This is a genomic window from Amycolatopsis speibonae, from assembly GCF_042647925.1.
Taxonomy (GTDB): Bacteria; Actinomycetota; Actinomycetes; order Mycobacteriales; family Pseudonocardiaceae; genus Amycolatopsis; species Amycolatopsis speibonae.
Genome location: NZ_JBHRWK010000018.1, coordinates 45,911 through 70,388 on the forward strand (window position 1 = coordinate 45,911; position 24,478 = coordinate 70,388).

Below are 24,478 nucleotides of genomic sequence, written 5' to 3' on the forward strand. Positions count from 1 at the left end.
CTCAGCAGGTAGATGTCGTCGAAGCTTCCCGCTCCATAGCGCGCGGCGAGCGCTTGAATCCGAGCGGCAGTACGAGCCCGAGCTCTTTCTCGACCGACTGCCAATCGCCGTCGAAAACGACCGGCTTCTCCGGCGGCGGCACCAGCCGGATCAGATCATCGAGGCTCCCCACGTCGCGACTCTAGCTGTACAGCCTGCGCGACCGTTCGGGGTAACTTTCGTCCGAGTTGTACATACTTTCGTTGACTTCGTACGAAAGTCCTCTTAGGTTCAGCGACGTCACAGAGGTGCTCCGCCGCCGACCCGAGGAGCAACGATGCTTCCGTCTGTCCGCAAGCGCTTCAACCGGTCCATCGTCGCTTCGCTGGCGCTGGTCACGGCCCTGTCCGGCCTGGTGACAGCCCCGGCCGAAGCGGCCATCCCACCCCAGCAACCGGGCGTCACGCTACGCACGTACGACCTGCAGCGCGAGATCACCAAGCTCTGCACGATCAAATCCGGCCAGACTCCCAACGTCGACAAGCTCATGCCGACGATCAACTGGACCGGCACGGCCGACTTCGGGCTCGACGAGCAGTTCGTCTCCGAGGTCATCGGGAACATCAACATCGCCACCGCGGGCCAGTACGAATTCCGGCTCACCAGCGACGACGGCTCCCGGCTCGGCATCGACGGCCAGACCGTGATCAACCACGACGGCCTGCACGGGGCGACACCGGCGACCGGCTCGGTCCAGCTGAGCACCGGGTATCACGCGCTGCGGATCGACCATTTCGACAACACCAACGATCAGCAGGTCACCCTCGAATGGCGCCCGCCGGGCGCGGCCGACTTCGCGCTCGTGCCGACTTCGGTGCTCAGCACCGACGCCGACGTCGTCCGGGTGACCGCGCCGGGGCGCAAGGAATGCGAGGGTGCCGCGGACTCGCCCGGTGACGGCCTGCCGCTCAACGCCGTCCACCCCGGCTTCACGCTGACGAACCTGCGTCCCGACGGTTTCCAGCCGCAGGTCACCGGGATGGACTGGCTGCCGGACGGGCGGCTCGCCATCGCCACCTGGGGCGGGTCCGACAAGGTCCTCGGCGAGGTCCACCTGCTGAGCAACGTCAGCGGGAACACGGACCCGAGCAAGGTCCAGACCAAGCGGGTCGCCAGCGGGTTGAAGGAACCGATGGGCGTCAAGTACGTCGACGGCAAGCTGTACGTGTCGGAGAAGACACGGCTCGTCGAACTGAACGACACCAACGGCGACGGCGTGACCGACGACTACCGCACCGTCGCCACTTGGCCGTTCGGCGGCAACTTCCACGAGTTCGCGTTCGGCCTGCTGTACAAGGACGGCTTCTTCTACGCCAACCTTTCCGTGTCCATCAACTACGGCGGCGCCACGACCGACCCGCAGCCCGCGCCTAACCGCGGTACGACGATCAAGGTCAACAAGGCCACCGGTCAGGTGTCCTACATCGCCGGCGGGCTGCGCACGCCGCACGGTATCGGCTGGGGACCGGAAGGCGACGTCTTCGTCACCGACAACCAGGGCGGCTGGCTGCCGGCGAACAAGCTGGTGCGGGTCAAGCAGGACCGCTTCTTCAACCACTACACCAATCCCCCGGGACCGTTCGACTCGAAGCCGGTCACCGCGCCCGTGCTGTGGTTGCCGCACAACGAGATCGCGAACTCGCCGAGCAACATGGTCATGTTGTCGCAGGGTCTCTTCGCCGGGCAGATGGTGTACGGCGACGTGACGTACGGCGGGCTCCAGCGTGCCTTCCTGGAGAAGGTCAACGGCGAGTACCAGGGCGCCGTCTTCCGGCTCACCCAAGGCCTCGAATCGGGTGTCAGCCGGATCAGCCTCGGCCCCGACGGCGCGATCTACACCGGCGGCATCGACGGCGGAGGCAACTGGGGTCAGCCGGGCAAGCTCGCCTACGGCCTCCAGAAGGTGACGCCCAACGGCACGAACGCCTTCGACATCCGCGCGATGCGGGCCGTGGCGGGCGGCTTCGAACTCGAATACACCCAGCCGTTGTCGGCCGAGACCGCGCAGAACCTCGCGGCGAAGTACCAGGCACAGCAGTGGCGCTACCAGCCCACTCCCGCGTACGGCGGGCCGAAGGTCGACGAGCAGACCCTGTCCGTCACCTCCGCGAGCCTCTCGCCCGACCGCAAGAAGGTCACGCTGCAGGTGGCGGGCCTGAAGGCCGGCTCTGTGGTGCACGTCCGGTCCCCGCGTCCGTTCGCGTCGGACTCCGGAGCGGCGCTGTGGAGCACGGAGGCCTGGTACACGCTGAACTCCCTGGTCGGCGGGCCGCCCGCGAGCATGACCTACGAGGCCGAGCGGGCCGCGCTGAGCGGCGGCGCGGCGACGAACACGAACCACAAGGGCTACGCGGGCACCGGGTTCGTCGACGGCTACTGGAACCAGGGTGCCGCGACGACGTTCACCGTGAACGCACCGAAGGCCGGCGCCTACAACGCGGCGCTGCGGTACTCGAACGGCCCGGATCCGGCTCCCGGCACCAAATCCGTGTCCGTCTACGTCAACGGCACCAAGGCCAAACAGGTCAGGCTCGCCAGCACCGGCAACTGGGACACGTGGAACACGCAACCCGACACGCTCAACCTCAAGGCCGGGTCCAACACGATCTCGTATCGCTACGACACGGGCGACGCGGGCAACGTCAACCTCGACAGCCTCACCCTCACCGAGTCCCAGCGCGTCCAGCTGTTCAAGGGCACCGATCTGAACGCCTGGGAGAAACGCGCGGGCGGCGCCGCGACCTGGCCGGTGTCCGGCGGCGCGATGGAGTCGAACGGCGGCGACATCCGCACGAAGCGGCAGTTCGGCGATTTCCGGCTGCACGCCGAGTGGAACGAGCCGAACTATCCGCCGGAGGTCACCGGACAGCAGAGGGGCAACAGCGGGATCTACCTCCAGGAACGCTACGAACTGCAGGTGCTGGAATCGTTCGGGGACACCACGCTCGCCAACAACGAGGCGGGCGCGATCTACTCGAAGCGGGCGCCTGACCGGAACATGGCGACGGCCCCCGGCACCTGGCAGACCTACGACGTCACCTTCCGCGCCGCGCGGTTCGACGGTGCCGGGAACAAGACCGACAACGCCCGCGTGACCGTGGTCTGGAACGGTGTCGTGGTCCACAACGACGTGGAGATCGACGGCGGGACGGGTGACAGCAACCCGGAGAACGCCGGGCCGGGCGCGATCCGCCTCCAGGATCACGGTGACCCCGGTGAGAACCCGCGGTTCCGCAACATCTGGATCGAACCCGTCGGCTAGGTAGCGCGATCCGTGAAGGCCTCCTTGAGGGACCCTGGGTCCCTCAAGGAGGCCCTCACGGACTTCCGCCTCAGGCCACGCGGAGCGGCTGACCCACGGTGTCCGCGGCGAGGACCTCACGCGCGACGAGCACACCGCCGACGAACGCCACCGGCATCACGATCAGCGCGGCGAAGGGGATCAAGCACAACAGCGAGGTGGGAAGCCCGAGCCCCAGCGCGAGCGCGCGGCGACGGCGCAGCAGCGGGCGCCGCTCCTTCAGGCCCATTCCGCGCCGGTAGAACGGCACCGCGATCAGTTCCAGCGCCAGGAACCATGCCGTGACCAGGGCCAGCAGGACCGGGACGACGGTCTGCCCCACCACCGGGACGAAGCCCGCGATCATCAGCGGGATCGTGAACATCAGCGAGCGCAGCACCAGCGAAAGGCCGTCCTTCAGACCCATCACCAGCAGGCGCCACCACGACAGCTCCACCGCACCGGGCACACCGCCTAGGTCGTCCTCGACCTTCTCCGCGATGTGCTCGTAGAACGGGCCGCCGACGGCGATCGTGAGCGCGGTGAACCCGATCAGGCAGATCGCCAGTACCGCGCCGAACACCCCGATCCCGACGGCCACCCGGATCAGCACCTGCCACCGCGGCGACCACTCGTCGGCGAAGGGAGTGAGCACCAAGGAGAGATCGTCGATCCAGAACGCCAGGGCGACGACTCCGCCGAGCAGCAGCAGCGTGGTCAGCACCGCGGGCAGCGCCCCGATCAGCAGCAGCTTCGGCGACCGCAGCAGGATGCCCAGACCTTGCCAGAACATCCCGAACCCCTTGAAGAAATCCCGCATCGGACATTTCTACCAGTGAGCGTCCGCCCACTTCGGACATAGGCGATTTTCACCGACGCGAACACCAGGGCTTCGTTGCGAGATTGGTGGCGTGACGAACCGAGCAGACACCGCGACGCCGACGCGCCTGGCCCGCGGCACCGTGCTGGCCGCGGCGCCGCTGACCATCATGGCCGCGGCGATCATCGCGCCCAGCCTGCCCGCGATGCGGGAGGTCTTCGCCGGTACTCCCGGTTCCGGTCTGCTCGTGAAGCTGGCGCTGACCGTGACCTCGCTCGCGATCGCGATCAGCGCTCCCCTGTCCGGGATCGTCGCCGACCGCGTCGGGCGCCGTCCACTGCTCCTGGCCGGGCTCGCGCTCTACGCGGTCGCCGGCACGGCCGGGTTCTTCGTGGACGACCTCTCCCTGCTGCTGGTCACCCGCGCCGGGCTCGGGATCGCCGTCGGCGGGATCATGACCGCGGTCAGCACCCTGATCACCGACTGGTTCTCCGGCCCGAGCCGCGCCTCGTTCCTCGGCCTGCAGCAAGCTTTCGCGAGTCTGGGCGGCGTCGTCTTCCTGCCGCTGGCCGGGCTGCTGGCCACGGTGAGCTGGAAGGCGCCGTTCTGGATCTACTCGGCCTCGGTGATCGTGGCCGTCTTCGCGGTCTTCTCCCTGAGCGAACCGCAAAGGAGCGAACCGGCGGCGAGTGAAAGCCGGCGGGCCCGGCTGCCTGGCCGCATCCTCGGCGTGTACGTCCTGGCGCTGGTCGCGACGCTGATCTTCTACATGGCACCGACGCAGTTGCCGTTCCTGCTCGAAGGGTTCGGCAGCGGCCCCGCCGTCATCGGTGCCGTGGTCGCCGGGAGCACGCTGACCAGCGTCGCGGGCGCGCTGGCCTTCCCCCGTCTGCGCAAGCGCCTGAGCCCCACGGCGATCACCATCGTCAGCGTCGCACTCCTGGGCGTGGGCTGGCTGGTGATCGGTACGGCGGGAACCGTCGCCCAGATCGTGGCGGGACTGCTCATCGGCGGGTTCGGTGTCGGGTTCGTCGTCCCGAACCTCAACCTGCGCCTGGCCGAGTTCGCCCGGCCAGCGCAGCGCGGCCGGGTGCTCAGCGGCCTGGTCACCGGGATCTTCCTCGGGCAGTTCCTGTCCCCGCTCGTCGTCCAGCCACTCGTCCAGGCCATCGGCATCGCCGGCACCTTCACCTGGACCGGCATCGCGATGGGAGCCGGAGCGGCGCTCGCCGCTCTCCACTCGAACCGAAACAACGGAAAGGAAACACGATGATCTACCACTGCAACCGTCTCACCCTGCGGCCCGACGCCTCCCCGGAGCAGGTCGAGGAAGCCTTGGAAAGCCTCCGCAATCAGGGCCGGGTCATCCCGTCGGTGAAGTCCTTCGTCGTCGGCCGCGATTTCGGCGGCGACTACGAATGGGGTGCCGTCTTCGCCCTCGAGGATCTCGAAGGCTACTGGGAGTACCTCATTCATCCGGCGCACCGGAACACCGACCGGGTCGGGCTGCCGCTGGTGGACAAGTTCGTGTCCTTCGACGTCACCGACGACCCGGACCCGGAGATGGCCGCGAAGATCGCCGAACTGCACCAGCGCCGCTACGACAACGACGCCGAGCTGACCAAACTGGTCTCCGACCTCGGTGAGTACTCCGGCAGCGCCGCGCCCGGAAAGCACGGTGGCTGATGGAGGAACCTGCCGCGGCGGCTTCCCCGGTCAGGACACCGTGAACGAGCTCAGCACCGCCAGGTGGTCCGACGGCCACCCGGTCCCGCCGCCGAAGGTGCGGCTGCTCTTGGGCGTGATCGACCCGCCGCGGTAGAAGACGAAGTCGATCCGGTCCTGCGGCTCCGGCCTGCCCTGGTTGTCCTTGACCACCGGGGACCAGGTGTCGCCCGGGTCGGCGACGGGGTCGGGCCGCAGCTTCCGGTACGAGTCGGTGAAACCGCGGGCGGTGAACGCCTTCGTGGTCGGCCAGGCCACCTCGTAGCCGCAGTGCCGGGACTTGGCGGCCGCCGTCCAGTCCTGATGGGACGGGCTGTTGAGGTCGCCCGCGACGATGCCGGGGCTGCTGCCCGTCCACTCGGCGATCTGCTCGGCCTGGCGACGGCGGTTCGTCTCGTCGGCGAGGATCGTGCCGGCGCTGTCCTTGTCGAAGCACGCGTTGTACGGACCGTATTTCGTGTAGTCCAGGTGGATCGCGTAGACCCAGACGCCGGCGATCTTCGCCGTGATGGCCCGCGCGCCCGTGTCGTTCCAGGATTTCCAGTCGGTGTCCTGGATCGGCAGCGCGCTGATCACGTCGATGTCCCAGCCGGGTTCGGTGTGCTGCCAGCCCAGCGCGTCGGCGATGGCTTCGGTGGCGCCGCCGCCGGTCTCCGAAAGCGCGACCACGTTCGCGCCCGAAGCGCGGATCTGGTTCACCACCGAACCGATCCCGCCGTGCGAGCCCTGCATCCAGATGTTGAAGCTCAGCACGGTCAGGTTCGTGGCCGCGGCGGCCGGAGCGGCGACACCGGTCATCGTGAGCAGGAGGACGGCGAGGACGCCCGCGAGGCGGCGTTGGACGAAGGTCACAGGAATCTGGTCTACCGGTGGGACAGGGGGAAGTCCAGCCGTCAGGCGAGTGTTCAACGACGGGCCAGGCGCCGGCCACTTCAGCCGCCGTCCGCCAGCGAGCCGCTGCCGTCGGGGCCGGTCACGATGACGCGGCTGCTCACCGCGTTTCCGAACGGGACGATCGTGACCTGCCACGTCTGCGGCGACCCGACGTCGATCGTGCTCGTCGCCCTCTTGACCATGGCCGGGACCCTGTCGACAGTCAGCGTGCGGAGGTCGAACCGAGGCACCTGGGCGCCCGTCGGCGCGAACACCACGGTCAGCCGTCGCTCCTCGACGACGACGGTGATCACCCGGGAGACGTCCGCGGCCTGCGCGAGCGAGTCGATCGCCCGGCGCAACTCCCCCTCGCCCAGCAGTGACCTGTCGACGTTCACGGTCGCGGATCCCGACGAGGAAGTGGTCACGCTGGACTGGGTCTCTTCCGTCCGTTCGGGCGCATCCGGCGCGAACAGCTCACCACGGAACAGGACCAGCACGAGCGCCGCACCGAGCAGCAGGCCGAGGAACGCGAGCGCGCCGAACGCGCACCCCTCCGGCGACTCCTGGACCAGACTGGACTCCGGGGCGGATTCGATCACGGCCTCGGAAACGCGGCGCTCCCATTCCGGCGACACCCGCTCCGCGATCCGCGCCTTCCACGGCCGGTCCGGCGGGTACTGGACGACGAGGATCCCGCCCGGCCGGTAGTCCGGGATGTCGACCAGGTTGACGCCGTGGGTGATCCGCACGCGGTGCGTCGCCGCGCCGTCGGGCGCGACGGTGAGGACGAAATCGACCGGGATGTCGCCGGTCTCGGTGCCGCTCGCCCGGAGGCTTTCGATCTTCGCGAGCGCGACCACCGGGGCGATCGCCGCCTCGCGAGCTCGCCGCGGCGCCCCGGCGAGGTAGAGCAGGATCCCGTAGACGACAGGGAGTCCCAAGCCGGCGATGATCAGCGGGACGTATTCGATGATGATGCCCACGACGAAGGCGCACAGGGTCGTCCCGCTGATGATCCCCGTCAGAAACCCGCGGACGAGAGCGAGCGCTCTTGAGACAGCCGGCATGAACGTTTCTCCAGACTTTCGGGGCGGGCTCAGGCCGCGGGCAGCCAGTCACTGAGGGCGGGATGGCGGCGCAGCGCCACGAAGATCTTCTTGTCGTCGGCGGGCTCAGCCGGATCGAACAGCACTTCGGCGGTCGCGATCGTGGTCTCCCGGGTGCGGCGGGTCGCCCAGCGCCGGATGCCCGCGAGGTCGGCGAACGACACCGTCACGTCCGCGCCCACGACGCGGGTACCCGACTCGTCGCCTGCCAGGCGCAGCTTCACCTCGACGATTTCGGCGGGCACCCGTCGCCCGGACCGCAGCAGCCGGTCCCTGGTCCGGACCATCTCCGCGTACCGGCGCGAGACCTGGACGGCGTACCGCGAAGCCAGCAACGTGAGGACGAACAGGAACGCGGGCACCCATCGGTCGGCGTAGTACATCAGCCACGCCCAGAACCCCCACTTTTCGTCCTCGTGGAAGACGGGGTCGACCGCGGTGCCGACGGCGAGCGGCGGAAGCCAGGATCGCGACGACTCCCAGACGCCGAGCGTACTGGCCGCGAAGACCAGCACGGCAGGCAACGCCGATCCCGACGGCCGCCCCTGATAGCGCCGCGTGGCGGCCCCCGCGAGGCTGGTCGCGGCGAGGCAACCGAGGAAGCCGAAAGTCCCCCACACGGGCCCGTACGGCGGTTCGGCGTCACCGCGGTCGTCGAAAATGCTGTCGATCGCCATGGTCCGGAACTGCTCGAAGAGCTCACCGAAGCCGTGTCCGGCCAGGAAACCACAGGCCAGGGCGACCGCCGAAGCCAGGATCGCGCCCACGAGCAGGCGGCGGTCTCCCCGCAGGCGTTCGATGCGGTCGTGCCGGGCCCGCTCCGGGTCCACTGTGTTCATCACGCTCACCTCCGTTCGGCTGCGTCCAGCTTGCGGCGAGCCAGGCGCTACCGAACCCAGGTTTCGCTTCCTAAAAGGATTAGGTAAATCCAGAATGGACTATGGTAAGGTGGCGGCCATGGCACGAGCGGGACTGACCACGGAACGCGTGGTCCTGGCGGGAGCGGAGATGGCCGACGAGATCGGCTTCGAGCAGGTGACCCCGACAGAGCTCGCGAAGCGGTGCGGCGTCAAGACGGCGAGCCTGTATTCGCATGTGAAGAACGCCCACGAGCTGAAGACCGAGATCGCCCTGCTGGCCTTGGCCGAACTGGCCGATCTCGCCGCCGCCGCGGTGGCGGGGCTGGCGGGCAAGGACGCGCTGATCGCCTTGGCGAACGTCCATCGCGACTACGCCCTCGCCCATCCCGGCAGATTCACCGCCGCGAGGTTCCGGCTCACTCCGGAGAAGGCCGCCACCAGCGCCGGGCGACGGCACGCCGAATTGACGCGCGCCATCCTTCGCGGCTACGACCTGACCGAACCGCACCGCACACACGCGGTCCGGCTGCTGGGCAGTGTTTTCAGCGGCTTCATCGGTCTGGAGGCCGCCGGCGGCTTCAGCCACAGCACCCCCGGCTCGCAGGAGAGCTGGACCGAAATCCTCGACGCGCTCGACGTCCTGATGCGCGCTTGGCCCCGAACGAAATGAACGAGGAAATGCTCACGACCCCGATCACCGCCGCCCTCGTCCGCGGCGCACTGGACCTCGAGTACACCGAACGCGGTGTACTCCCCCACCGGCTGCCCGCGCGTGCCAGGCAGCAGATCCCCGACGGCCAGCTGGCCATGACGGAATCGCAGCCGTCCGGCGTCCGGCTGGCCTTCCGCACCGCGGCCACGATCGTCGAACTGGACGTCATCGCCACCAAACGGGTCTACGCCGGGTTCCCTGCCCGGCCCGATGGCGTCCACGAGTTGCTCGTCGACGGCAAGCTCGCGGGACAGGCGAGCGTGACCGAAGGCGACACGTTCACCATCGACATGGCCACCGGCACCGTCGAGTCCAAGCCGGGTCCGGTGCGCACCTTGCGTTTCACCGATCTGCCGGGCGACGACAAGGACGTCGAGATCTGGCTGCCCCACGACGAAACCACGCTGCTGGTCGCCTTGCGCACCGACGCGGCAGTCCACAGTGCACAGTCCGGCGGCCGCAAGACCTGGCTTCACCACGGCAGTTCCATCAGTCACGGGTCCAACGCGGCGACCCCGACCGGGACGTGGCCCGCCACGGCCGCCGCCCTCGCCGGGGTCGACCTGATCAATCTGGGCTTCGGCGGCAGCGCGCTGCTCGACCCGTTCACCGCCCGCGCGATGCGGGACACGGCCGCCGACCTGATCAGTGTCAAGATCGGCATCAACCTCGTCAACTCGGACGGGATGCGGCTGCGCATGTTCGGCCCCGCCGTGCACGGTTTCCTCGACACCATCCGGGAAGGGCATCCCACCACGCCGTTGCTGGTCGTCTCGCCGATCCTCTGCCCCATCCACGAGCACACCCCGGGGCCCTGCGAGTTCGACCCGGACGGCCTGCGCGAAGGAAAGATCCGGTTCAGGGCCACCGGTGATCCCGCGGAGACCAGGGCGGGGAAGCTGACGCTCACCACGATCCGCGGCGAACTCGCCCGCATCGTCAAGGAACGCAGCACGACCGATCCGAACCTGAGCTACCTCGACGGCCTCGAACTGTACGGCGAAGCGGACCACGCCGACCTGCCGCTGCCCGACGACCTCCATCCGGACGCGGCCACACACCGGCTCATGGGCGAGCGCTTCGCGCGGCTGGCCTTCGACAGCGAAGGTGCGTGGGCAACTCACGAGGCTAGGCCAGGCGTGTGAACGCCACCGGGACGAACTCCGTTTGCTGTGCGCGAATAGGTCGGTAGGCCGAACGGCGGGGTACCTATCTTTCTTCCTGTCCAACGAAAGTCGGTATCCGCCGTCGGCGGCGCGCAGCACCATGATCGGCACCGGATCATCGGTGCCGGGCCACCTTGGCCGTGCCCGGCGACCCCACTGCGTCCAGTGCGGCCACCCCTCGCGCTGGATCCTCCCTCGCGAAAGTGAGTCACCGGTATGCGCACAAACCCCTTAGCCCGTACCGCCACCACCTTGGTGGCCGCGGCCGCGGCCATCGGCTTCCTCGCCCCGTCGACGGCCACCGCCACGACGATCGAGGGCTACTCCCCCACCGTGCAGAACGAGGCGGTGACGTCCCTCGCGTCGGAAGCCGGGATCAGCAAGGCCGCCGCCGTCGAGTTCCTCAGGGCGCAGACGGCCGGCGTCGAAACGCTGCAGAAGGTCACCGCGTCCCTCGGCGCGCGTGCCGCCGACGGCTACCTCGACGACGCCGCCAAGCCGGTGGTGAACGTGCTCGACCAGGCCGCCGCGGACCAGGTGACGGCGACCGGGGCCCAGGCCCGCGTGGTCAAGCACTCCAGCGCGGCGCTGGCCGGGGCGCAGAACGCCCTGCAGGCGTTGCCGACGGTCACGCACACGTCGATCGGCCTCGACCCGAAGACCAACCAGGTCGTGCTGACCGTGTCCGGCGCGGCCAAGGGCTCCGAAGCCCTCGTCAAGGCCGCCGAAGCACTCGGCGACCGGGTCCGGGTGGAGCGGACCACCGGTGAGATGCACACCGCGATCTACAACGGCGAGGCCATCACCGGCGGCGGCACCCGCTGCTCGGTCGGGTTCAACACGAACAAGGGCGGCCAGAACTACATCCTCGACGCCGGTCACTGCACCCGCGCGGTGTCGCAGTGGAACGTCGGACCGTCGCAGGGCGCCAGCTTCCCGACCAACGACTACGGCCTGATCCGCAACACCAGCGGCAGCGGGCCCGGCGCGGTCACCCTGTGGAACGGCTCCACCCAGAAGATCGCCTCCGCCGGCTCCGCCACCGTCGGGCAGCGGATCAGCAAGAGCGGCAGCACCACCCGCCTCACCTCGGGCTCGGTTCAGCGGCTGAACGTCACGGTGAACTACTCCGAAGGCTCGGTGCACCAGCTGATCCAGACCAGCGCGCTGGTCAACCCCGGCGACTCGGGCGGCTGCCTGTTCTCCGGCAGTGCCGGCCTGGGCATCACCTCGGGCAAGGGCAGCGGGACCTCGTACTTCCAGCCGATCGGCGAGGCCATGAGCGCCTACGGCGTCGCGCTCAACCAGTAACACCTCCCCGACGCCGGGTCCTGGTCATTCCGACCGGGGCCCGGCTTCGGCCTGCGCGTGGAAGTGTTCGACGGCGTGGTCGCGAAAGCGCTGGGCGGCGACGGAAAGGTAGGTGTCCTCACGCCACGCGACGCTGAGCACGCGGCGGCATTCCGGATCGTCGACCTCGAGCCAGACCACTGTCGTACTTGTATCGGCCCGCAGCCCGAGTGACGGCACGAACGCGATGCCGAGCCCCGCGTCGATGAGCTGGAAGAGCACAGCGGCCTCGTCACCCTCACAGACGATCTCAAGATCGAGGCCGGCCTTCGCGAAGAGGCGCTCGACGAGCGCGCGCTGCCAGTAGCCGGGCCGGGTGGTGAGGAACGGCTCGCCCGCGAGGTCCGCGAGTGCGACGCGACCGCGTCCGGCGAGCCGATGACCGGCCGGAACGCAGAGCATCACCGGTTCGTCCAGCAGTACGCGGCTCCGGATGTCGTCACCGGACAAGGGTTGCGATGTGATGCACAGGTCGAGGTCGCCGGACCGCAGCTTCTCCGCCATCCCCTCTCCCGAGGACTGGGACAGCCGCACGTCCACCAGCGGATGGCCGGGGACGAAGGTGCGGAGCGGTTCGGTGAGGACGAGCAGGCTTTCGGCCGCGACGGTGACGGTGCCGCGTTCCAGCCCGGCGGCGTCGTCGAGTTCCTGCCGGGCGTCGTCGAGTTCGGCCAGTGCCCGGTCCACACGGCGGAGGAACGCGGCGCCGAACCGGTTGAGCCGGATCCGGCGGCCGTGCCTGTCGAACAGGGGTACGCCGAGGTCGTTTTCCAGTCTGGCCAGGGTCCGGCTGAGCGAGGGCTGCGCGACACGCAGTTTCTCGGCGGCGCGGCCGACGTGTTCGAGCCGGGCGACCGTCTGGAAGTACCGAAGGGCCAGAAGATCCACCGCTGATACCTCTCTTGTTATGAACAGATAACCGATCTTGTCTTGGACAGCATAAGGCGTCGGCTCCTACGTTCGATCACGTGAGTGAAACCCTGACCAGCCCGAGCCGGAACGCGAACGGGACGCTGGTGGTGAACCGGGTGCTCGTGAGCGCCCACGCCGTCGCGATCATCGGCCAGCCGGTGTTCGCCGGCGGCTACCTCGGCGGCGACTACGACATGCTCTGGCTGCATCGCTGGGGTGCCGACGCCGTGTCGTTCGTGGCGTACGCGCAGATCTTCGCGGCACTGGCCCTCTGGCTGGTCCGCGGCCCACGCTGGCTGTTCTGGGTCAGCCTGCTGCTCGCGGCGGGCGAGACCGCGCAGTACTTCGCCGGACTCGCCGGCGCGCTCGATCTGCACATCCCGCTCGGCGTCGCCCTGGTCACCGGAATGGTGCTGACGACCATCGCCGTCTGGCGGCCTCAGACCTGGCGGGCGAGCCGATGAGCCGCCGGCTTCCCCGCCGGACGTTCCTCGGGCTCGCCGGCGGGGCCGGTGTCCTCGTCGCCGCCGGAATCGCCGCACCCCGGCTGATCGCGCAGGGCGCGCCGGGGACCGGCGAGTTGCTGCGCAGCGGGCTCCCGTTGCCGGCGCCGTTCCGGGTCCCGCTGCCGATCCCGCCGGTGCTGCGTCCACAAAGGACGGCGGACGCCGATCACTACACGATCACCCAGCGGGCCGCGACCGCCGAGATCCTGCCCGGTGTCCGGACGCCGATCTGGGGCTACGACGGGATCTTCCCTGGTCCGACGATCGAATCGCGGCGGGACCGGACGGCGGTGGTGCACCACCGCAACGAACTTCCCGTCCCGACCGTGGTCCACCTGCACGGCGGGCACACGCCCGCCGACTCCGACGGTTACCCGACCGACCTCGTCCTGCCGAAGTCCGGCTGGGACGCCGGGCACACCGGGCACGGCATGGCCGACGCGCGCGCCCGGATCTCCGAGGGTGAGCGCGACTACGTCTTCCCGCTGCGGCAACGGGCCGCGACCCTCTGGTACCACGATCACCGGATGGACTTCACCGGTCCGGCCGTGTACCGGGGCCTGGCCGGTTTCCACCTGATCCGCGATGACGAGGAAGACTCCCTGGGGCTCCCGTCCGGGGAGCGCGAACTACCGCTGATGATCGCCGATCGCGCCTTCGACGAGCACGGCACCTTCGCCTACCCCTCACTCGATCGAACGCTCCGGACCACCCCGGGAGTGGAAAGTGCTTACATAGAAGGCGTTTTCGGAGACGTCATCCTCGTCAACGGCGCACCGTGGCCGGTGCACGAAGTCGCGGCCGTGCGGTACCGGCTGCGCGTCCTCAACGCCTCCAACGCCCGCCGCTACGACCTGGCGCTGGACCCACCGCCGCCCGGCGGAGGCGGTTTCGTCCAGATCGGCGCCGACCAAGGCCTCCTCGAAGCGCCGCGCGAACACGACCACCTTCCCCTCGCGCCCGCGGAACGCTACGACGTCGTCATCGACTTCGGCCGGTATCCGGTCGGCACCGAGGTCACCCTGGTGAACCGGCTCGGCACCGGCTCGACCGCGCAGGTCATGCGGTTCGTCGTCGCCCGCCGCGCGCCGGACGAGAGCCGGGTTCCGGCGAAGCTCTCCGAGGTCACGCCGCTCACCCGGGAACAGGCCACGACCACCCGTGACTTCTCGTTCCGCGCGGGCACCGTCCACGGTCGCGAAGGCTGGGTGATCGGCGGGGAACCGTTCTCGCCGGACCTGATGTCGGCGAGCCCGCGCCTCGGCGACACCGAGATCTGGCGGTTCGTCGCCGACATCCACCATCCGGTGCATCTGCACCTGGTGGGCTTTCGGATCCTTTCGCGCGGCGGACGCGAACCAGGGCCGTTCGACGGGGGCATCAAGGACACCGTGGACCTGGCCCCCGGCGAGTCGGTCGAGGTCATCGCCCGGTTCGACGGCTACCGCGGCCGCTACGTCTTCCATTGCCACAACGCCGAACACGAGGACATGGCGATGATGGCGAACTTCGAGGTGCTCTGAACCGCGAGTCCGGCAGGGACCAGGCTCGCGAGTGAGCTGGCGTGTCCGGCGATCTCGCGTGACCAGACAGCGAACTCGCGTGATCAGACGGCGCACACCCGAGTTCGCCGTCTGATCACGTGAGATCCCCGTTCAATCACGTGAGATCCCCCTTCAATCACGCGAGTTCGCCGTCTGATCACGAGACTGGACGGGGTTGGTCAGTTCGCCGACGCCCTCGATCGCCACGGTCACCTCGTCCCCCGGCTTCATCGGCCCGACCCCGGCGGGGCTGCCGGTGAGCACGACGTCGCCGGGGCGCAGGGTGAACCAGCGGGTCACCCACGCGAGGATCGCGGGCACGCCGAAGATCATCTCGCCGGTGGTGGACCGCTGGACGGTCCGATCGTTGATCCGGGTGGTCACCTCGAGGTCTCCGTTCTCGATGTCGGTGGTGATCCAGGGGCCGAGCGGCAGGAACGTGTCGGCGCTCTTCGCCCGCGCCCACTGGCCGTCGGCCCGCCAGTCGTGCGCGGTGACGTCGTTGGCGCAGGTGTAGCCGAGGATGTACGCCGACGCGTCCTCGACGCTCACGTTCCGGGCGGTCCTGCCGATGACGACGGCCAGTTCCCCTTCGTACTCCAGGCGTTCGACCTCGGGCGGATGCAGGATCGGCTGCCCGGGATCGGTGACGGCGTTGGGGGCCTTGAGGAACAGGGCGGGCCGCTCCGGCCACGGTCGCCCCTTTTCCTTCAGCTGACAGGGATAGTTGCTGCCCACGCAGACGATCGTGCGCGGATCGCACGGCGCGAGCAGCCGGACACCGGACAGCGGGCCGACGACCTCGCCGGGGCCGGTGACCGGGTCGTAGGCAAGCACGAGATCACCGTCGACGCACCCTGTCCGGGCGGTTCCCTCGACGTCGAAGCGGATCAGGCGCATGGCGCACCGCCGAGCGCTTCGCGGACGAGTTCCAGCGGATGCCACGCGGTCCGGCCCACGCCGTGGAAGATCTGCTGGCGACACGAAACCCCGGTGGCCGCGACCAGCGTTTCGGCCGGTTCCTGTTCCAGCGCGGGGAAAAGCCGGTCGCGCCCGACGGCCATCGAGGTCTCGTAGTGTTCGGCCTCGAAGCCGAACGAGCCCGCCATCCCGCAGCAGCCGGAGTCGATCTCGGCGACCTCCAGCCCCGGGATCCGGCGCAGGAGCGCCATGGTGGCCGCGGTGCCGACCTCCGCCTTCTGGTGACAGTGGCCGTGGAAGACCACCCGTCGCCCGCTGAGCCAGGATCGCTCCGGAAGCTTCAGCCTGCCGTCGTCGATGGCCTCGACGAGCAGTTCCTCGACCTGGCGGACCCGCTCCTTGATCTGCTGTGCCTCGGGAAGCTCCGGCAGCAGCGCCAGCGTCTCGTCCCGCAGGGTGAACACGCACGACGGCTCGCACCCGACGATCGGCGACCCCGGTTCGGTGTCGCGGGCCAAGGACGTGACCAGTCCGGTCGCCTTCTTCTTGGCGTCGTCGAGCAGGCCTTTCGACAGGCTCGACCGCCCGCAACAGCCGCCGGAAGCGAGTTCCACCGTCCAGCCCGCGCTTTCGAGCAGCTCGATGGCCGCCTTGCCGATCTGCGGTTCGGTGAAGGTGGTGAAGGAATCCGCCAGCCAGTTCACCGTGCCTGCCGTTCCCGGCACCGCGGTACGGCGGCGGTTCCAGCGCACGAGGTTGTCCCGCACGAACTTCGGCAGCGGCCGTTCGGCCTTGATCCCGACGGCCCGTTCCATGAGTTTGCGCAGCACCCCGATCCGGCCGGGCACATTGGACAGCGGCGCGGTCGCCGAACCCAGCCGGTTGAGGGCCCGGATCGAGCCGAAGATCCGCGACCGCAGCGGCGTGCCGTGTTCCTCGTGGTGCTGGTGCAGGGTTTCGGCCTTGAGCGAGGCCATGTCGACACTCATCGGGCATTCGCTCTTGCAGGCCTTGCACATCAGGCACAGATCGAGGATCTCGTTGAGTCGTTCCCCGCCGAGCGCGGCCTTCGGATCCGGCTCGGAGAGCGCCTTGACGAGGGCGTTCGCGCGGCCCCGCGTGGAGTGTTCCTCCTGCAGGGTGACCTGGTAGGACGGGCACATCACGCCACCGGTCGTCTTGCGGCACAACCCGATGTTCATGCAGCGGTCGGCGGCGTCGCGCATCCCGCCCCCGCCGATGACCTCGAAAGACAGCATCGTCCGCAACGGCGGCGCGGGCGGCAGGGCGTCGCGGTCGCGCAGGTTCTCGGTCATCGAAGGCGCGTCGACGATCTTGCCGGGGTTCATCGTGCCCGCCGGGTCGAACAGTTTCTTGACCTGGCGCATGGCTTCGTACAGTTCGTCGCCGAAGATCTCGCGGTTGAATTCCGAGCGGGCCAGGCCGTCCCCGTGTTCCGAGGAGTTCACGCCGCCGAATTCGGCCACGAGGTCCTTGATCTTCTCCGCGACCACGCGCATCGTGTCGACCTGCGCGGGATCGGTGAGGTCGACGAACGGCCGGATGTGCAGGCAGCCGACCGAACAGTGGCCGTAGAACCCGGCTTCGAGGTGGTGCTCGTCGAGGATCTCCTTGAACCGCGCGGTGTAGTCCGCGAGATGCTCCGGTGCGACGGCGGTGTCCTCGATGAACGCCAGTGGCCGTTTGGTTCCCTCGCCGGCCGCCATCAGCAGACCGAGACTGGACTTGCGCACCTTGAGCAGCGCCGCCTGTTCGGCGGCCGTGACCAGCTTGAGCGTGTGATAGCCGTGTCGGTTGCGCTCCCAGAGCGCGGCGACCTCGTCGAGTTTCGTCGCCAATCCGGCCTCGTCGTCGCCGGAGAAGGAGACGAACAGCAGCGCCGCCGGGTCGCCGACGAGGTGGTTACCCAGGTCGGCGTACTCGATCTTCTGCCGCGACAGGTCGAGGATGGTCTTGTCCATCATTTCGACCTGGTGCGGGCCGCAGCTGAGCGCGTCGAGCGTGGCCGAGATCGCGCCGTGCGTCGTCTCGAAATGCCCGACCGCGTAGACGGTCTTCTTCGGCTTGGGCACCAGGTCGACTTCGATCCGGGTGGCCAGCACGAGAGTGCCTTCCGCGCCGACGACGAATTTGGCCAGGTCGAAGGGATTGTCGTCGCCGTACCCGGCGAGGCGGTCGAGCCGGTAGCCGCAGGCGCGGCGCCAGAACACCGGCATCCCCTTGGCGATGGCGTCCTCGTGCGCGGTGACGAGCGCGGGGAGTTCGCGGTAGATGCGCCCTTCGAGGGTGTCCGCCTCGGCGCGGCGCACGCGTTCGGACTCGCTCACCGGCTCCAGCCGGGCGGTGGATCCGTCGGCCAGGACGACGTCCAGCGCGCGGATGTGGTCGATGGTCATGCCGAAGGTCAGCGACCCGGAGCCCGCCGAGTTGTTGCCCGCCATCCCGCCGATGGTGGCGCGGTTGCTGGTGGAGGTGTCGGGCCCGAACATCAGCCCGTGCGCGGCCGCCGCCTTGTTCAGCTGGTCCTGGACGACGCCGGGTTCGACGACGGCGGTGCGCGCGACGGGGTCGAGGTCGATGATCCGGTTCATGTGCCGGGACAGGTCGAGCACCAGGCCGGGGCCGACGGTCTGCCCTGCCAGGCTGGTACCCGCTCCTCGCGGGACGACGGGCACGCCGAACTCCGCCGCCGTGGCGACGGCGGCGGCGACGTCCTCGTGGTCGAGAGGGAATACGACACAGCGCGGCATGATCGAATACATGCTCGCGTCGCGGGAGAAGAGATGTCGCGTGTAGTCGTCGAAGGCGACTTCCCCCTTGATCCGCGCGTGCAGCGCGTCTTCGAGTGGGCTGGTGCGGGTCAGTTCGGTGGTCATCGGCGGGCCTTCAGTCGTTCTGCAGGTGTTCGAGGGCGTCCTGCAGTCCGCGTGGATCGGCGGGGACGCCGGCCAGCGTGAGCCCCATTTGGACTCCGGCGAGGGTGCCGGCGAGCGTGAGATCGTTGAACGCGCCGAGATGCCCGATGCGGAAGATCTTCCCGGCGAGTTTGCCCAGTCCCGCGCCCAAGGACATGTCGAACCGGTCGAGGATGATCGCGCGGACCTTGTCGGCGTCGACGCCTTCCGGCACGAGGACAGCGGTCAGCGCGCCGGAATGCTCGCGTTCGTCCTCGCAGAGGACCTCCAGCCCCCAGCCGCGCACGGCGGCACGCGTGGCGGCGGCATGCCGGGCATGGCGCGCGAAGACGTTCTCCAGACCCTCTTCGTAGAGCAGGCGCAAGGCTTCCCGCAGCCCGTACATGAGGTTGGTGTTGGGGGTGTAGGGGAAGAATCCGCGCGCGTTCGCGGCGAGCATCGGGCCCCAGTCCCAGAAGACCTTCGGCAGGCAGGCCGTCTTGGCGGCGTCGAGGGCCTTGTCGCTGATCGCGTTGAAACTCATGCCCGGCGGGAGCATGAGGCCTTTCTGCGAGCCCGCGACGGTGACATCGACGCCCCATTCGTCGTGCCGGTAGTCGATCGAACCGAGCGAAGAGATGGTGTCGACCAGCAGCAGCGCGGGATGCCCGGTGGCGTCGATCGCGGCGCGGATCTCCGGCACGCGGCTGGTGACGCCGGTGGAGGTCTCGTTGTGGACCACGCAGACGGCCTTGATCCGGCGCTCGGTGTCCGCGGCGAGCTTTTCGGCGACCACCTCGGGGTCCGCGCCGTGCCGCCAGTCCCCCGCCACGAAGTCGACGTGCAGCCCGAGACCCCGCGCCATCTCCTGCCACAACGTGGCGAAGTGACCGGTCTCGAAGGCCAGCACGGTGTCGCCAGGGCTGAGGGTGTTGGTCAGGGCGGCCTCCCACGCACCGGTCCCGGTGGCGGGGTAGATGACCACCGGATTCGTGGTGCCGAAGACGGGTTTGATGTCGCGCAGCAGCCCGCTCGCCAGCTCTTGGAACTCGGGTCCGCGGTGGTCGATGGTGGCTGCCGACATCGCCCGGAGCACCACGTCCGGGACGTTCGTCGGGCCCGGGATCTGCAGGAAGTGACGTCCGGCCGCGTATGTCATGTGCGCCTCCACGCTCGGCTTCGAGATGTTCCACAGAGCGAAACCTTGGTCTCGCTGCTTGAAAGGTATACCGTGTACCGAACTCCGTCGAGGGGGTACCCGGAAACAACTTCAAGTCCCTGGATGTGTCAGCGCCGACCGCAGAGGATTCAGATGTCCATACAACTCGTCACAGTCGTGGCGCTCGCCCTCGTGTTCCTGATCGCGACCGTGCTCCCCGTCCACATGGGAGCGCTGGCGTTCGTCGCGGCCTTCGTGATCGGCACGGCGTTCGTCGGGGAAAGCACCGACGACATCGTCTCGGGCTTTCCCGGAGATCTCTTCGTCATCCTGGTCGGGGTGACGTTGCTGTTCGCGATAGCCAAAGGCAACGGCACCGTCGACCGGCTCGTGCACCTGGTGGTGCGTGCCGTCGGCGGGCGGATCGCCCTGATCCCCTGGGTGATGTTCGTGGTCACCGCGACGCTGACCGCGGTCGGCGCGGTGGTGCCGGCGGCGGTGGCGATCATCGCCCCGATCGGCATGGGTTTCGCCCGCCGCTACTCGATCAACCCGATGCTGATGGGCCTGCTGATCATCAACGGCGCCAGCGCGGGCGGCTTCTCCCCCATCAGCATCTTCGGCAGCATCGTCAACGGCGTCGTCGCCCGCGACAACCTGCCGAGCAATCCGGGGCTGCTGTTCGTGTCTTCCTTCGCCTTCAACCTGGTGCTGAGCATCGTGGTGTTCTTCCTCTTCGGCGGCCGCGAATTGATCCGCCGGTCATCGGCCGCCAAGACCCGGGTGACCGCCGTGGCGGCTCAGCCCGCGCTGGCGGTGAGCGGTTCTTCGGCGGGCACGACGATCACAGATGATCCCGGCGAAGCCACGCCTTCCAGCGGCGGAACCGACGAGCCCGAGGAGCGCCTTCCGCTCACCCGCGACCACGTGTTCACCCTGATCGGGCTGGCCGCGCTCGCGGTGGGCGCGCTGGTGTTCAAGCTCGACGTCGGCTTCACCGCGCTCACCGTGGCGACGGTGTTGTCGCTGGTTTCGCCGGGGTCGGCGAAGGCGGCCGTCGGCGAGGTGGCGTGGCCGACCGTGCTGTTGATCTGCGGGATCGTCACCTTCGTCTCACTGATGGAGCGCGTCGGCACGATCGACTGGCTGGGCAACCTCGTGACGCAGATCGGCTCGCCCCTGCTGGCCGCGATCCTGATCTGCGCGATCGGCGCGGTGGTCTCGGCGTTCGCGTCGACGACCGGGATCCTCGGCGCGCTCATCCCCCTGGCCGTGCCGTTCCTGCTGGCGGGCGAGGTCGGCGCGGTCAGCATGATCATCGCGCTGGCGATCTCGTCTTCGGTCGTCGACTCGTCGCCGTTCTCCACCAGCGGCGCCCTGGTCGTGGCCAACGCGCCCGCCGGCCAGAACGACAAGGTGTTCCGCGGCTTGATGATCTGGGGCTTCAGCATGTGCGTGATCGCCCCCGTCACGACCTGGCTGCTGTTCATCCTGCCCGGCTGGAGCTGAGCTGAAGGGGACTTTCCCCGCATCTCATGCGGGGAAAGTCCCCTTCAGCTACCGGCCCCGGCGTTCGGTGAGCCAGCGCTCGGAGTCGGGAGTGCCGCCGTCGAGCTGGTCCACCACCTCGCCGAGGAAGCTGCTGTGACCGTGATCGGCCAGCGCCTTCAGCACCGCTTCGGGATCGCCGCCCTCGATGATCGTGAGCAGTTCGCGATGCCGCTCGACGTTCTGCAGCAACGATTCCGCGTCGCGGCGGGCGCTGCGGTTGAGCGCCATGCACAACTGCATCTGCAGGGAAAGCGCGCGATACGCCTCGGTGACGCGCTCATGCCCGGCCAGCGCGACGATCGACTGATGGAAGTCGTACTTGCGTTGAGTGAAGACACCTTCGTCGCCGTCGAGGCCCGCTTGCTCGAAGGCGGCCAAAGCGTTCCGGCAGGCTTGCAGCCGCTCCGGCGAGCGGACCGGGATCCCGATCCGGACGGCGAAGGCTTCGAGCTCTTCGCGCAAGGTGATGATCTCGTAGACGTCATGGCGGGTCAGGGGACGGACGATGACCCCGCGCCGCGGATGGGGTACGACGAGCCCTTCGAACGCCAGGACCTGCAACGCTTCGCGCAACGGCGGGCGGGACACCCCGAGCCGCTCGGTGAGCTTGGCCTCGACCAAGCGCGTGCCGGGCGGGAGCTCGCCGGAAAGTATCATCGCTCGGAGCGCCTGCGTGGCCAGGTCGGCCATACTCGGCGGAGCGATGATCCGGCCGTCCTCGTACTGCACGGCTCCTGCGGAACTCGTGGTCATCCAGGCCCCCTTCCTTTCTGTATACGGTATATCAATCACGTTCTCTTCGCGTGAGCGGTATGTCACTTCTCTTCCGCTTGGACTTTTCGTCCAATGCTTATACGTTCAGTCTTGTGACCAACGAGCATCCGTATCCCCCGGCCTTCCGCAGCGGCGATCTGGTTTCCGTCTCCGGACGGCTCGGCGTGACCGAGACCGGAGCACTGGTACCCGGCGGATTCGACGCCGAATGCCCGCGGGCCTTCGCCAACCTCGACGCCGCGCTGAGTTCGGTGGGCGCGAGCCGGGCCGACGTGGTGAAGGTCGTCGTCTACCTGACCGACATCGCCGACCGCGACGGCCTCAACCGCGTCTACGAAGCGTTCTTCTCCGAGCCTCGGCCCGCTCGCACCTGCGTCGGAGTCGCGTCGCTGCCCTACGGCGGCGTCGTCGAAGTCGAGGCTCTCGCCCGAGTACGCGATGTCTGAGCAGGACGCGATCCTCGACGCGCTCGCCCCGGTCGCCGACGGCATCGCGGCGACGCTCGGCTCGTTCTGCGAGGTCGTGGTGCACGACTTCCGCCGCCCGGAACAGTCGGTGGTGGCGATCGCCGGCTCGGTCACCGACCGCACTGTGGGCGGGTCGATGAGCGAGATCGGCATGGGGCTGCTCGCCCGCGGCGACGACGCCGAAGACCAGCTGAACTACGTCACGCGGACGGCGTCCGGGAAGCTGGTGAAGTCTTCGACGATGCTGCTGCGTGACGGCGGCGGCTCGGTGTTCGGCGCGCTCTGCGTGAACCTCGACGTCACCGCACTGGGCCAGCTCAAGACCCTGGTCGGCGAACTCGCCGACGTCGGCACCACCGCCGAAACGCCGACCACCACCTTCGGCGACGACGTCGACGCGGTAGTGGACGCGATCGTCGACGAACACCAACTCCGGCTGAACAAGCCGTGGGCCGCGCTCAGCCGCGAAGAACGTCTCGACCTGTTTCGCAGCCTGCACGCGCGTGGCGTCTTCGCCGTCCGACGTGCCGTTCCGCAGGTCGCGGCCCGGATCGGGATCTCCCGCGCCTCCGCTTACAACTATCTCTCCGAAATCCGTGATCAAGGAGCATCATGACCGCCGCCGTGACCATCGACGACATCCGCGACGCCGCCGCCCGCCTGGCCGGTGTGGCGCACCGGACCCCGGTCGTGCGTTCCCGCACCCTCGACGACCGCGTCGGCGCCGAGGTCTTCGTCAAGTGCGAGAACCTCCAGCGCGTCGGGGCCTTCAAGTTCCGTGGCGCGTACAACGCCGCTTCCCGGCTCACGCCGGAGCAGCTGGCCAAGGGCATCGCCGCCTACTCTTCGGGCAACCACGCCCAGGCCGTCGCGCTCGCCGCGCGGGAACTCGGGAGCAGCGCGGTCATCCTGATCCCGGAAGACACCCCGCAGTCCAAAAAGGACGCCACCGCGGGCTACGGCGCCGAGATCGTCACCTACGACCGGTACACCGGCGACCGTGTCGCGATCGGTGAAGCGCTCGCGGCCGAACGCGGCCTCGCGCTCATCCCGCCGTACGAGCACCCGCACGTGATCGCCGGACAAGGCACCGCGGCGCTGGAACTACTGGAGGACACCGATTCCCTGGACACCCTGGTCGTCCCGGTCGGTGGTGGCGGCCTGATCGCGGGCAGTTCGACCGCCGCGAAGGCCGTGCGGCCCGGCATCCGGGTCGTCGGCGTCGAACCCGCCGAGGGCGACGACACCAAGCGATCGCTGGAAGCCGGGGAACGCGTGTCGATCCCGGTGCCGCGGACCATCGCCGACGGCCAGGCCGCTTCCATTCCCGGCGAGCTGACGTTCTCGATCAACCGGCGGCTCGTCGACGAGATCGCGCTGGTCACCGACGACCAGGTCCGGGACGCGATGCGGTTCGCGTTCGAGCGGCTGAAGCTCGTCATGGAGCCGAGCGGGGCGACGGGTCTCGCGGCGCTGCTCAGCGGCCGGATTCCCGTTTCGGGCCGGGTGGGGGTGATCATCAGCGGCGGGAACGTCAGCCCGGAACGGTTCGCCGAACTGATCGCGGCCGGGTAACCCCTCGTGAGCGATAGGCCAGCCTTGCCACTCACGAGTGTCTTAGGTTACCTACTGGATTCCTGGCTACGGCCTGACCGCAGGCCCGGTCCATGAAGGCCTCCTTGCCTACCCTGAAGGTCAATGCCAGGAACTTAAGGGCTGGCGTTGATCACGGTTTGAGGGTGGTGGGCGTGGTGGCCTGAGAGGGCAACGAGGCTCGGGCTAGGACTGGTGATTG

At 68.7% G+C, this 24,478-nt stretch carries 22 protein-coding genes; 12 read left to right on the plus strand and 10 right to left on the minus strand.

The features are described 5' to 3' along the window. Position 1: 1 nt before the first annotated feature. Positions 2–172 carry a hypothetical protein gene (locus ACFOSH_RS13810; protein ID WP_378239236.1) on the minus strand — a complete coding sequence of 57 codons (171 nt, stop codon included), beginning with the start codon at positions 170–172 and terminating at the stop codon, positions 2–4. Positions 173–316: 144 nt separating this feature from the next. Between ACFOSH_RS13810 and ACFOSH_RS13815 the strand changes: the two genes are divergently transcribed. Continuing rightward, entirely contained in the window at positions 317–3,301 is a 2,985-nt protein-coding gene (locus tag ACFOSH_RS13815) for a family 16 glycoside hydrolase (protein ID WP_378239237.1), read from the plus strand. A 70-nt stretch (positions 3,302–3,371) separates the two neighbouring features. Here the strand turns inward: ACFOSH_RS13815 and ACFOSH_RS13820 are convergent, their stop codons facing one another. Then, positions 3,372–4,139, minus strand: coding sequence for an EI24 domain-containing protein (locus ACFOSH_RS13820; protein ID WP_378239238.1), 768 nt, complete (start codon positions 4,137–4,139; stop codon positions 3,372–3,374). A gap of 91 nt (positions 4,140–4,230) precedes the next feature. Here ACFOSH_RS13820 and ACFOSH_RS13825 point away from each other — a divergent pair, with 91 nt between their 5' ends. Both ACFOSH_RS13825 and ACFOSH_RS13830 read left to right on the plus strand, forming a co-directional pair. After that, on the plus strand, positions 4,231–5,412 hold the full coding sequence (locus ACFOSH_RS13825; protein WP_378239239.1) for an MFS transporter: 1,182 nt from the start codon (positions 4,231–4,233) through the stop codon (positions 5,410–5,412). Next, positions 5,409–5,825, plus strand: coding sequence for a Dabb family protein (locus ACFOSH_RS13830; protein ID WP_378239240.1), 417 nt, complete (start codon positions 5,409–5,411; stop codon positions 5,823–5,825). Before ACFOSH_RS13825 ends, ACFOSH_RS13830 begins: the two co-directional genes overlap by 4 nt. 30 nt (positions 5,826–5,855) lie before the next feature. Here the strand turns inward: ACFOSH_RS13830 and ACFOSH_RS13835 are convergent, their stop codons facing one another. From ACFOSH_RS13835 to ACFOSH_RS13845, 3 genes are all read right to left on the minus strand, one after another. Next, complete coding sequence (locus ACFOSH_RS13835) at positions 5,856–6,716, minus strand: endonuclease/exonuclease/phosphatase family protein (RefSeq protein WP_378239241.1); 861 nt, start codon at positions 6,714–6,716, stop codon at positions 5,856–5,858. 80 nt (positions 6,717–6,796) lie between these two features. After that, on the minus strand, positions 6,797–7,807 hold the full coding sequence (locus ACFOSH_RS13840) for a hypothetical protein (protein ID WP_378239242.1): 1,011 nt from the start codon (positions 7,805–7,807) through the stop codon (positions 6,797–6,799). Positions 7,808–7,836: 29 nt separating this feature from the next. Next, a complete protein-coding gene (locus tag ACFOSH_RS13845) occupies positions 7,837–8,685 on the minus strand; it encodes a hypothetical protein (protein WP_378239243.1) in 849 nt (282 codons plus the stop codon). A gap of 118 nt (positions 8,686–8,803) precedes the next feature. Here ACFOSH_RS13845 and ACFOSH_RS13850 point away from each other — a divergent pair, with 118 nt between their 5' ends. The 3 genes from ACFOSH_RS13850 to ACFOSH_RS13860 all read left to right on the plus strand — a co-directional run bounded on the left by ACFOSH_RS13850 (position 8,804) and on the right by ACFOSH_RS13860 (position 11,895). Then, positions 8,804–9,376 (plus strand): TetR/AcrR family transcriptional regulator, encoded by a 573-nt coding sequence (locus ACFOSH_RS13850; protein ID WP_378239244.1) that lies wholly within the window; start codon positions 8,804–8,806, stop codon positions 9,374–9,376. Positions 9,377–9,384: 8 nt separating this feature from the next. Continuing rightward, on the plus strand, positions 9,385–10,563 hold the full coding sequence (locus ACFOSH_RS13855) for a GDSL-type esterase/lipase family protein (protein ID WP_378239245.1): 1,179 nt from the start codon (positions 9,385–9,387) through the stop codon (positions 10,561–10,563). A 237-nt stretch (positions 10,564–10,800) separates the two neighbouring features. Then, positions 10,801–11,895, plus strand: a complete 1,095-nt coding sequence (locus ACFOSH_RS13860) for a S1 family peptidase (RefSeq protein WP_378239246.1) — start codon at positions 10,801–10,803, stop codon at positions 11,893–11,895. Between the two features lie 24 nt (positions 11,896–11,919). Here the strand turns inward: ACFOSH_RS13860 and ACFOSH_RS13865 are convergent, their stop codons facing one another. Continuing rightward, on the minus strand, positions 11,920–12,822 hold the full coding sequence (locus ACFOSH_RS13865; protein WP_378239247.1) for a LysR family transcriptional regulator: 903 nt from the start codon (positions 12,820–12,822) through the stop codon (positions 11,920–11,922). Between the two features lie 80 nt (positions 12,823–12,902). Between ACFOSH_RS13865 and ACFOSH_RS13870 the strand changes: the two genes are divergently transcribed. Beyond that, positions 12,903–13,310: a hypothetical protein gene (locus tag ACFOSH_RS13870; protein ID WP_378239248.1), complete on the plus strand. Its 408-nt coding sequence runs from the start codon at positions 12,903–12,905 to the stop codon at positions 13,308–13,310. Next, positions 13,307–14,875: a multicopper oxidase family protein gene (locus tag ACFOSH_RS13875; RefSeq protein WP_378239249.1), complete on the plus strand. Its 1,569-nt coding sequence runs from the start codon at positions 13,307–13,309 to the stop codon at positions 14,873–14,875. The genes ACFOSH_RS13870 and ACFOSH_RS13875 overlap by 4 nt, the downstream gene beginning before the upstream one ends. 153 nt (positions 14,876–15,028) lie before the next feature. Here the strand turns inward: ACFOSH_RS13875 and ACFOSH_RS13880 are convergent, their stop codons facing one another. From ACFOSH_RS13880 to ACFOSH_RS13890, 3 genes are read right to left on the minus strand one after another with little or no spacing between them, the layout of a single operon-like run. Then, on the minus strand, positions 15,029–15,796 hold the full coding sequence (locus ACFOSH_RS13880) for a fumarylacetoacetate hydrolase family protein (RefSeq protein ID WP_378239250.1): 768 nt from the start codon (positions 15,794–15,796) through the stop codon (positions 15,029–15,031). Then, the gene (locus tag ACFOSH_RS13885; RefSeq protein WP_378239251.1) at positions 15,787–18,714 is read right to left on the minus strand and encodes an FAD-binding and (Fe-S)-binding domain-containing protein; all 2,928 of its coding nucleotides are present in this window, start codon (positions 18,712–18,714) and stop codon (positions 15,787–15,789) included. The genes ACFOSH_RS13880 and ACFOSH_RS13885 overlap by 10 nt, the downstream gene beginning before the upstream one ends. A gap of 10 nt (positions 18,715–18,724) precedes the next feature. Continuing rightward, positions 18,725–19,891 (minus strand): pyridoxal-phosphate-dependent aminotransferase family protein, encoded by a 1,167-nt coding sequence (locus ACFOSH_RS13890; protein ID WP_378239252.1) that lies wholly within the window; start codon positions 19,889–19,891, stop codon positions 18,725–18,727. A 153-nt stretch (positions 19,892–20,044) separates the two neighbouring features. Here ACFOSH_RS13890 and ACFOSH_RS13895 point away from each other — a divergent pair, with 153 nt between their 5' ends. Then, positions 20,045–21,400 carry an SLC13 family permease gene (locus ACFOSH_RS13895; RefSeq protein ID WP_378239254.1) on the plus strand — a complete coding sequence of 452 codons (1,356 nt, stop codon included), beginning with the start codon at positions 20,045–20,047 and terminating at the stop codon, positions 21,398–21,400. Between the two features lie 48 nt (positions 21,401–21,448). On the opposite strand, the gene ACFOSH_RS13900 is transcribed toward ACFOSH_RS13895, so the two are convergent. Continuing rightward, positions 21,449–22,195, minus strand: a complete 747-nt coding sequence (locus ACFOSH_RS13900) for a GntR family transcriptional regulator (protein WP_378239255.1) — start codon at positions 22,193–22,195, stop codon at positions 21,449–21,451. Positions 22,196–22,308: 113 nt separating this feature from the next. Between ACFOSH_RS13900 and ACFOSH_RS13905 the strand changes: the two genes are divergently transcribed. From ACFOSH_RS13905 to ACFOSH_RS13915, 3 genes are read left to right on the plus strand one after another with little or no spacing between them, the layout of a single operon-like run. Then, positions 22,309–22,662 (plus strand): RidA family protein, encoded by a 354-nt coding sequence (locus tag ACFOSH_RS13905; protein WP_378239257.1) that lies wholly within the window; start codon positions 22,309–22,311, stop codon positions 22,660–22,662. Further along, positions 22,655–23,299, plus strand: coding sequence for a helix-turn-helix transcriptional regulator (locus ACFOSH_RS13910; RefSeq protein ID WP_378239258.1), 645 nt, complete (start codon positions 22,655–22,657; stop codon positions 23,297–23,299). Before ACFOSH_RS13905 ends, ACFOSH_RS13910 begins: the two co-directional genes overlap by 8 nt. Next, positions 23,296–24,258: a pyridoxal-phosphate dependent enzyme gene (locus ACFOSH_RS13915; RefSeq protein ID WP_378239259.1), complete on the plus strand. Its 963-nt coding sequence runs from the start codon at positions 23,296–23,298 to the stop codon at positions 24,256–24,258. The genes ACFOSH_RS13910 and ACFOSH_RS13915 overlap by 4 nt, the downstream gene beginning before the upstream one ends. Positions 24,259–24,478 lie beyond the last annotated feature (220 nt).

Excerpts from the sequence above, each read along its gene's own strand:
- ACFOSH_RS13815 (WP_378239237.1), top strand. The coding sequence starts at position 317 with ATGCTTCCGTCTGTCCGCAAGCGCTTCAACCGGTCCATCGTCGCTTCG.
- ACFOSH_RS13820 (WP_378239238.1), bottom strand. The coding sequence starts at position 4,139 with ATGCGGGATTTCTTCAAGGGGTTCGGGATGTTCTGGCAAGGTCTGGGC.
- ACFOSH_RS13830 (WP_378239240.1), top strand. The coding sequence starts at position 5,409 with ATGATCTACCACTGCAACCGTCTCACCCTGCGGCCCGACGCCTCCCCG.
- ACFOSH_RS13840 (WP_378239242.1), bottom strand. The coding sequence starts at position 7,807 with ATGCCGGCTGTCTCAAGAGCGCTCGCTCTCGTCCGCGGGTTTCTGACG.
- ACFOSH_RS13845 (WP_378239243.1), bottom strand. The coding sequence starts at position 8,685 with ATGAACACAGTGGACCCGGAGCGGGCCCGGCACGACCGCATCGAACGC.
- ACFOSH_RS13850 (WP_378239244.1), top strand. The coding sequence starts at position 8,804 with ATGGCACGAGCGGGACTGACCACGGAACGCGTGGTCCTGGCGGGAGCG.
- ACFOSH_RS13855 (WP_378239245.1), top strand. The coding sequence starts at position 9,385 with ATGCTCACGACCCCGATCACCGCCGCCCTCGTCCGCGGCGCACTGGAC.
- ACFOSH_RS13860 (WP_378239246.1), top strand. The coding sequence starts at position 10,801 with ATGCGCACAAACCCCTTAGCCCGTACCGCCACCACCTTGGTGGCCGCG.
- ACFOSH_RS13875 (WP_378239249.1), top strand. The coding sequence starts at position 13,307 with ATGAGCCGCCGGCTTCCCCGCCGGACGTTCCTCGGGCTCGCCGGCGGG.
- ACFOSH_RS13880 (WP_378239250.1), bottom strand. The coding sequence starts at position 15,796 with ATGCGCCTGATCCGCTTCGACGTCGAGGGAACCGCCCGGACAGGGTGC.
- ACFOSH_RS13885 (WP_378239251.1), bottom strand. The coding sequence starts at position 18,714 with ATGACCACCGAACTGACCCGCACCAGCCCACTCGAAGACGCGCTGCAC.
- ACFOSH_RS13890 (WP_378239252.1), bottom strand. The coding sequence starts at position 19,891 with ATGACATACGCGGCCGGACGTCACTTCCTGCAGATCCCGGGCCCGACG.
- ACFOSH_RS13895 (WP_378239254.1), top strand. The coding sequence starts at position 20,045 with ATGTCCATACAACTCGTCACAGTCGTGGCGCTCGCCCTCGTGTTCCTG.
- ACFOSH_RS13900 (WP_378239255.1), bottom strand. The coding sequence starts at position 22,195 with ATGACCACGAGTTCCGCAGGAGCCGTGCAGTACGAGGACGGCCGGATC.
- ACFOSH_RS13910 (WP_378239258.1), top strand. The coding sequence starts at position 22,655 with ATGTCTGAGCAGGACGCGATCCTCGACGCGCTCGCCCCGGTCGCCGAC.
- ACFOSH_RS13915 (WP_378239259.1), top strand. The coding sequence starts at position 23,296 with ATGACCGCCGCCGTGACCATCGACGACATCCGCGACGCCGCCGCCCGC.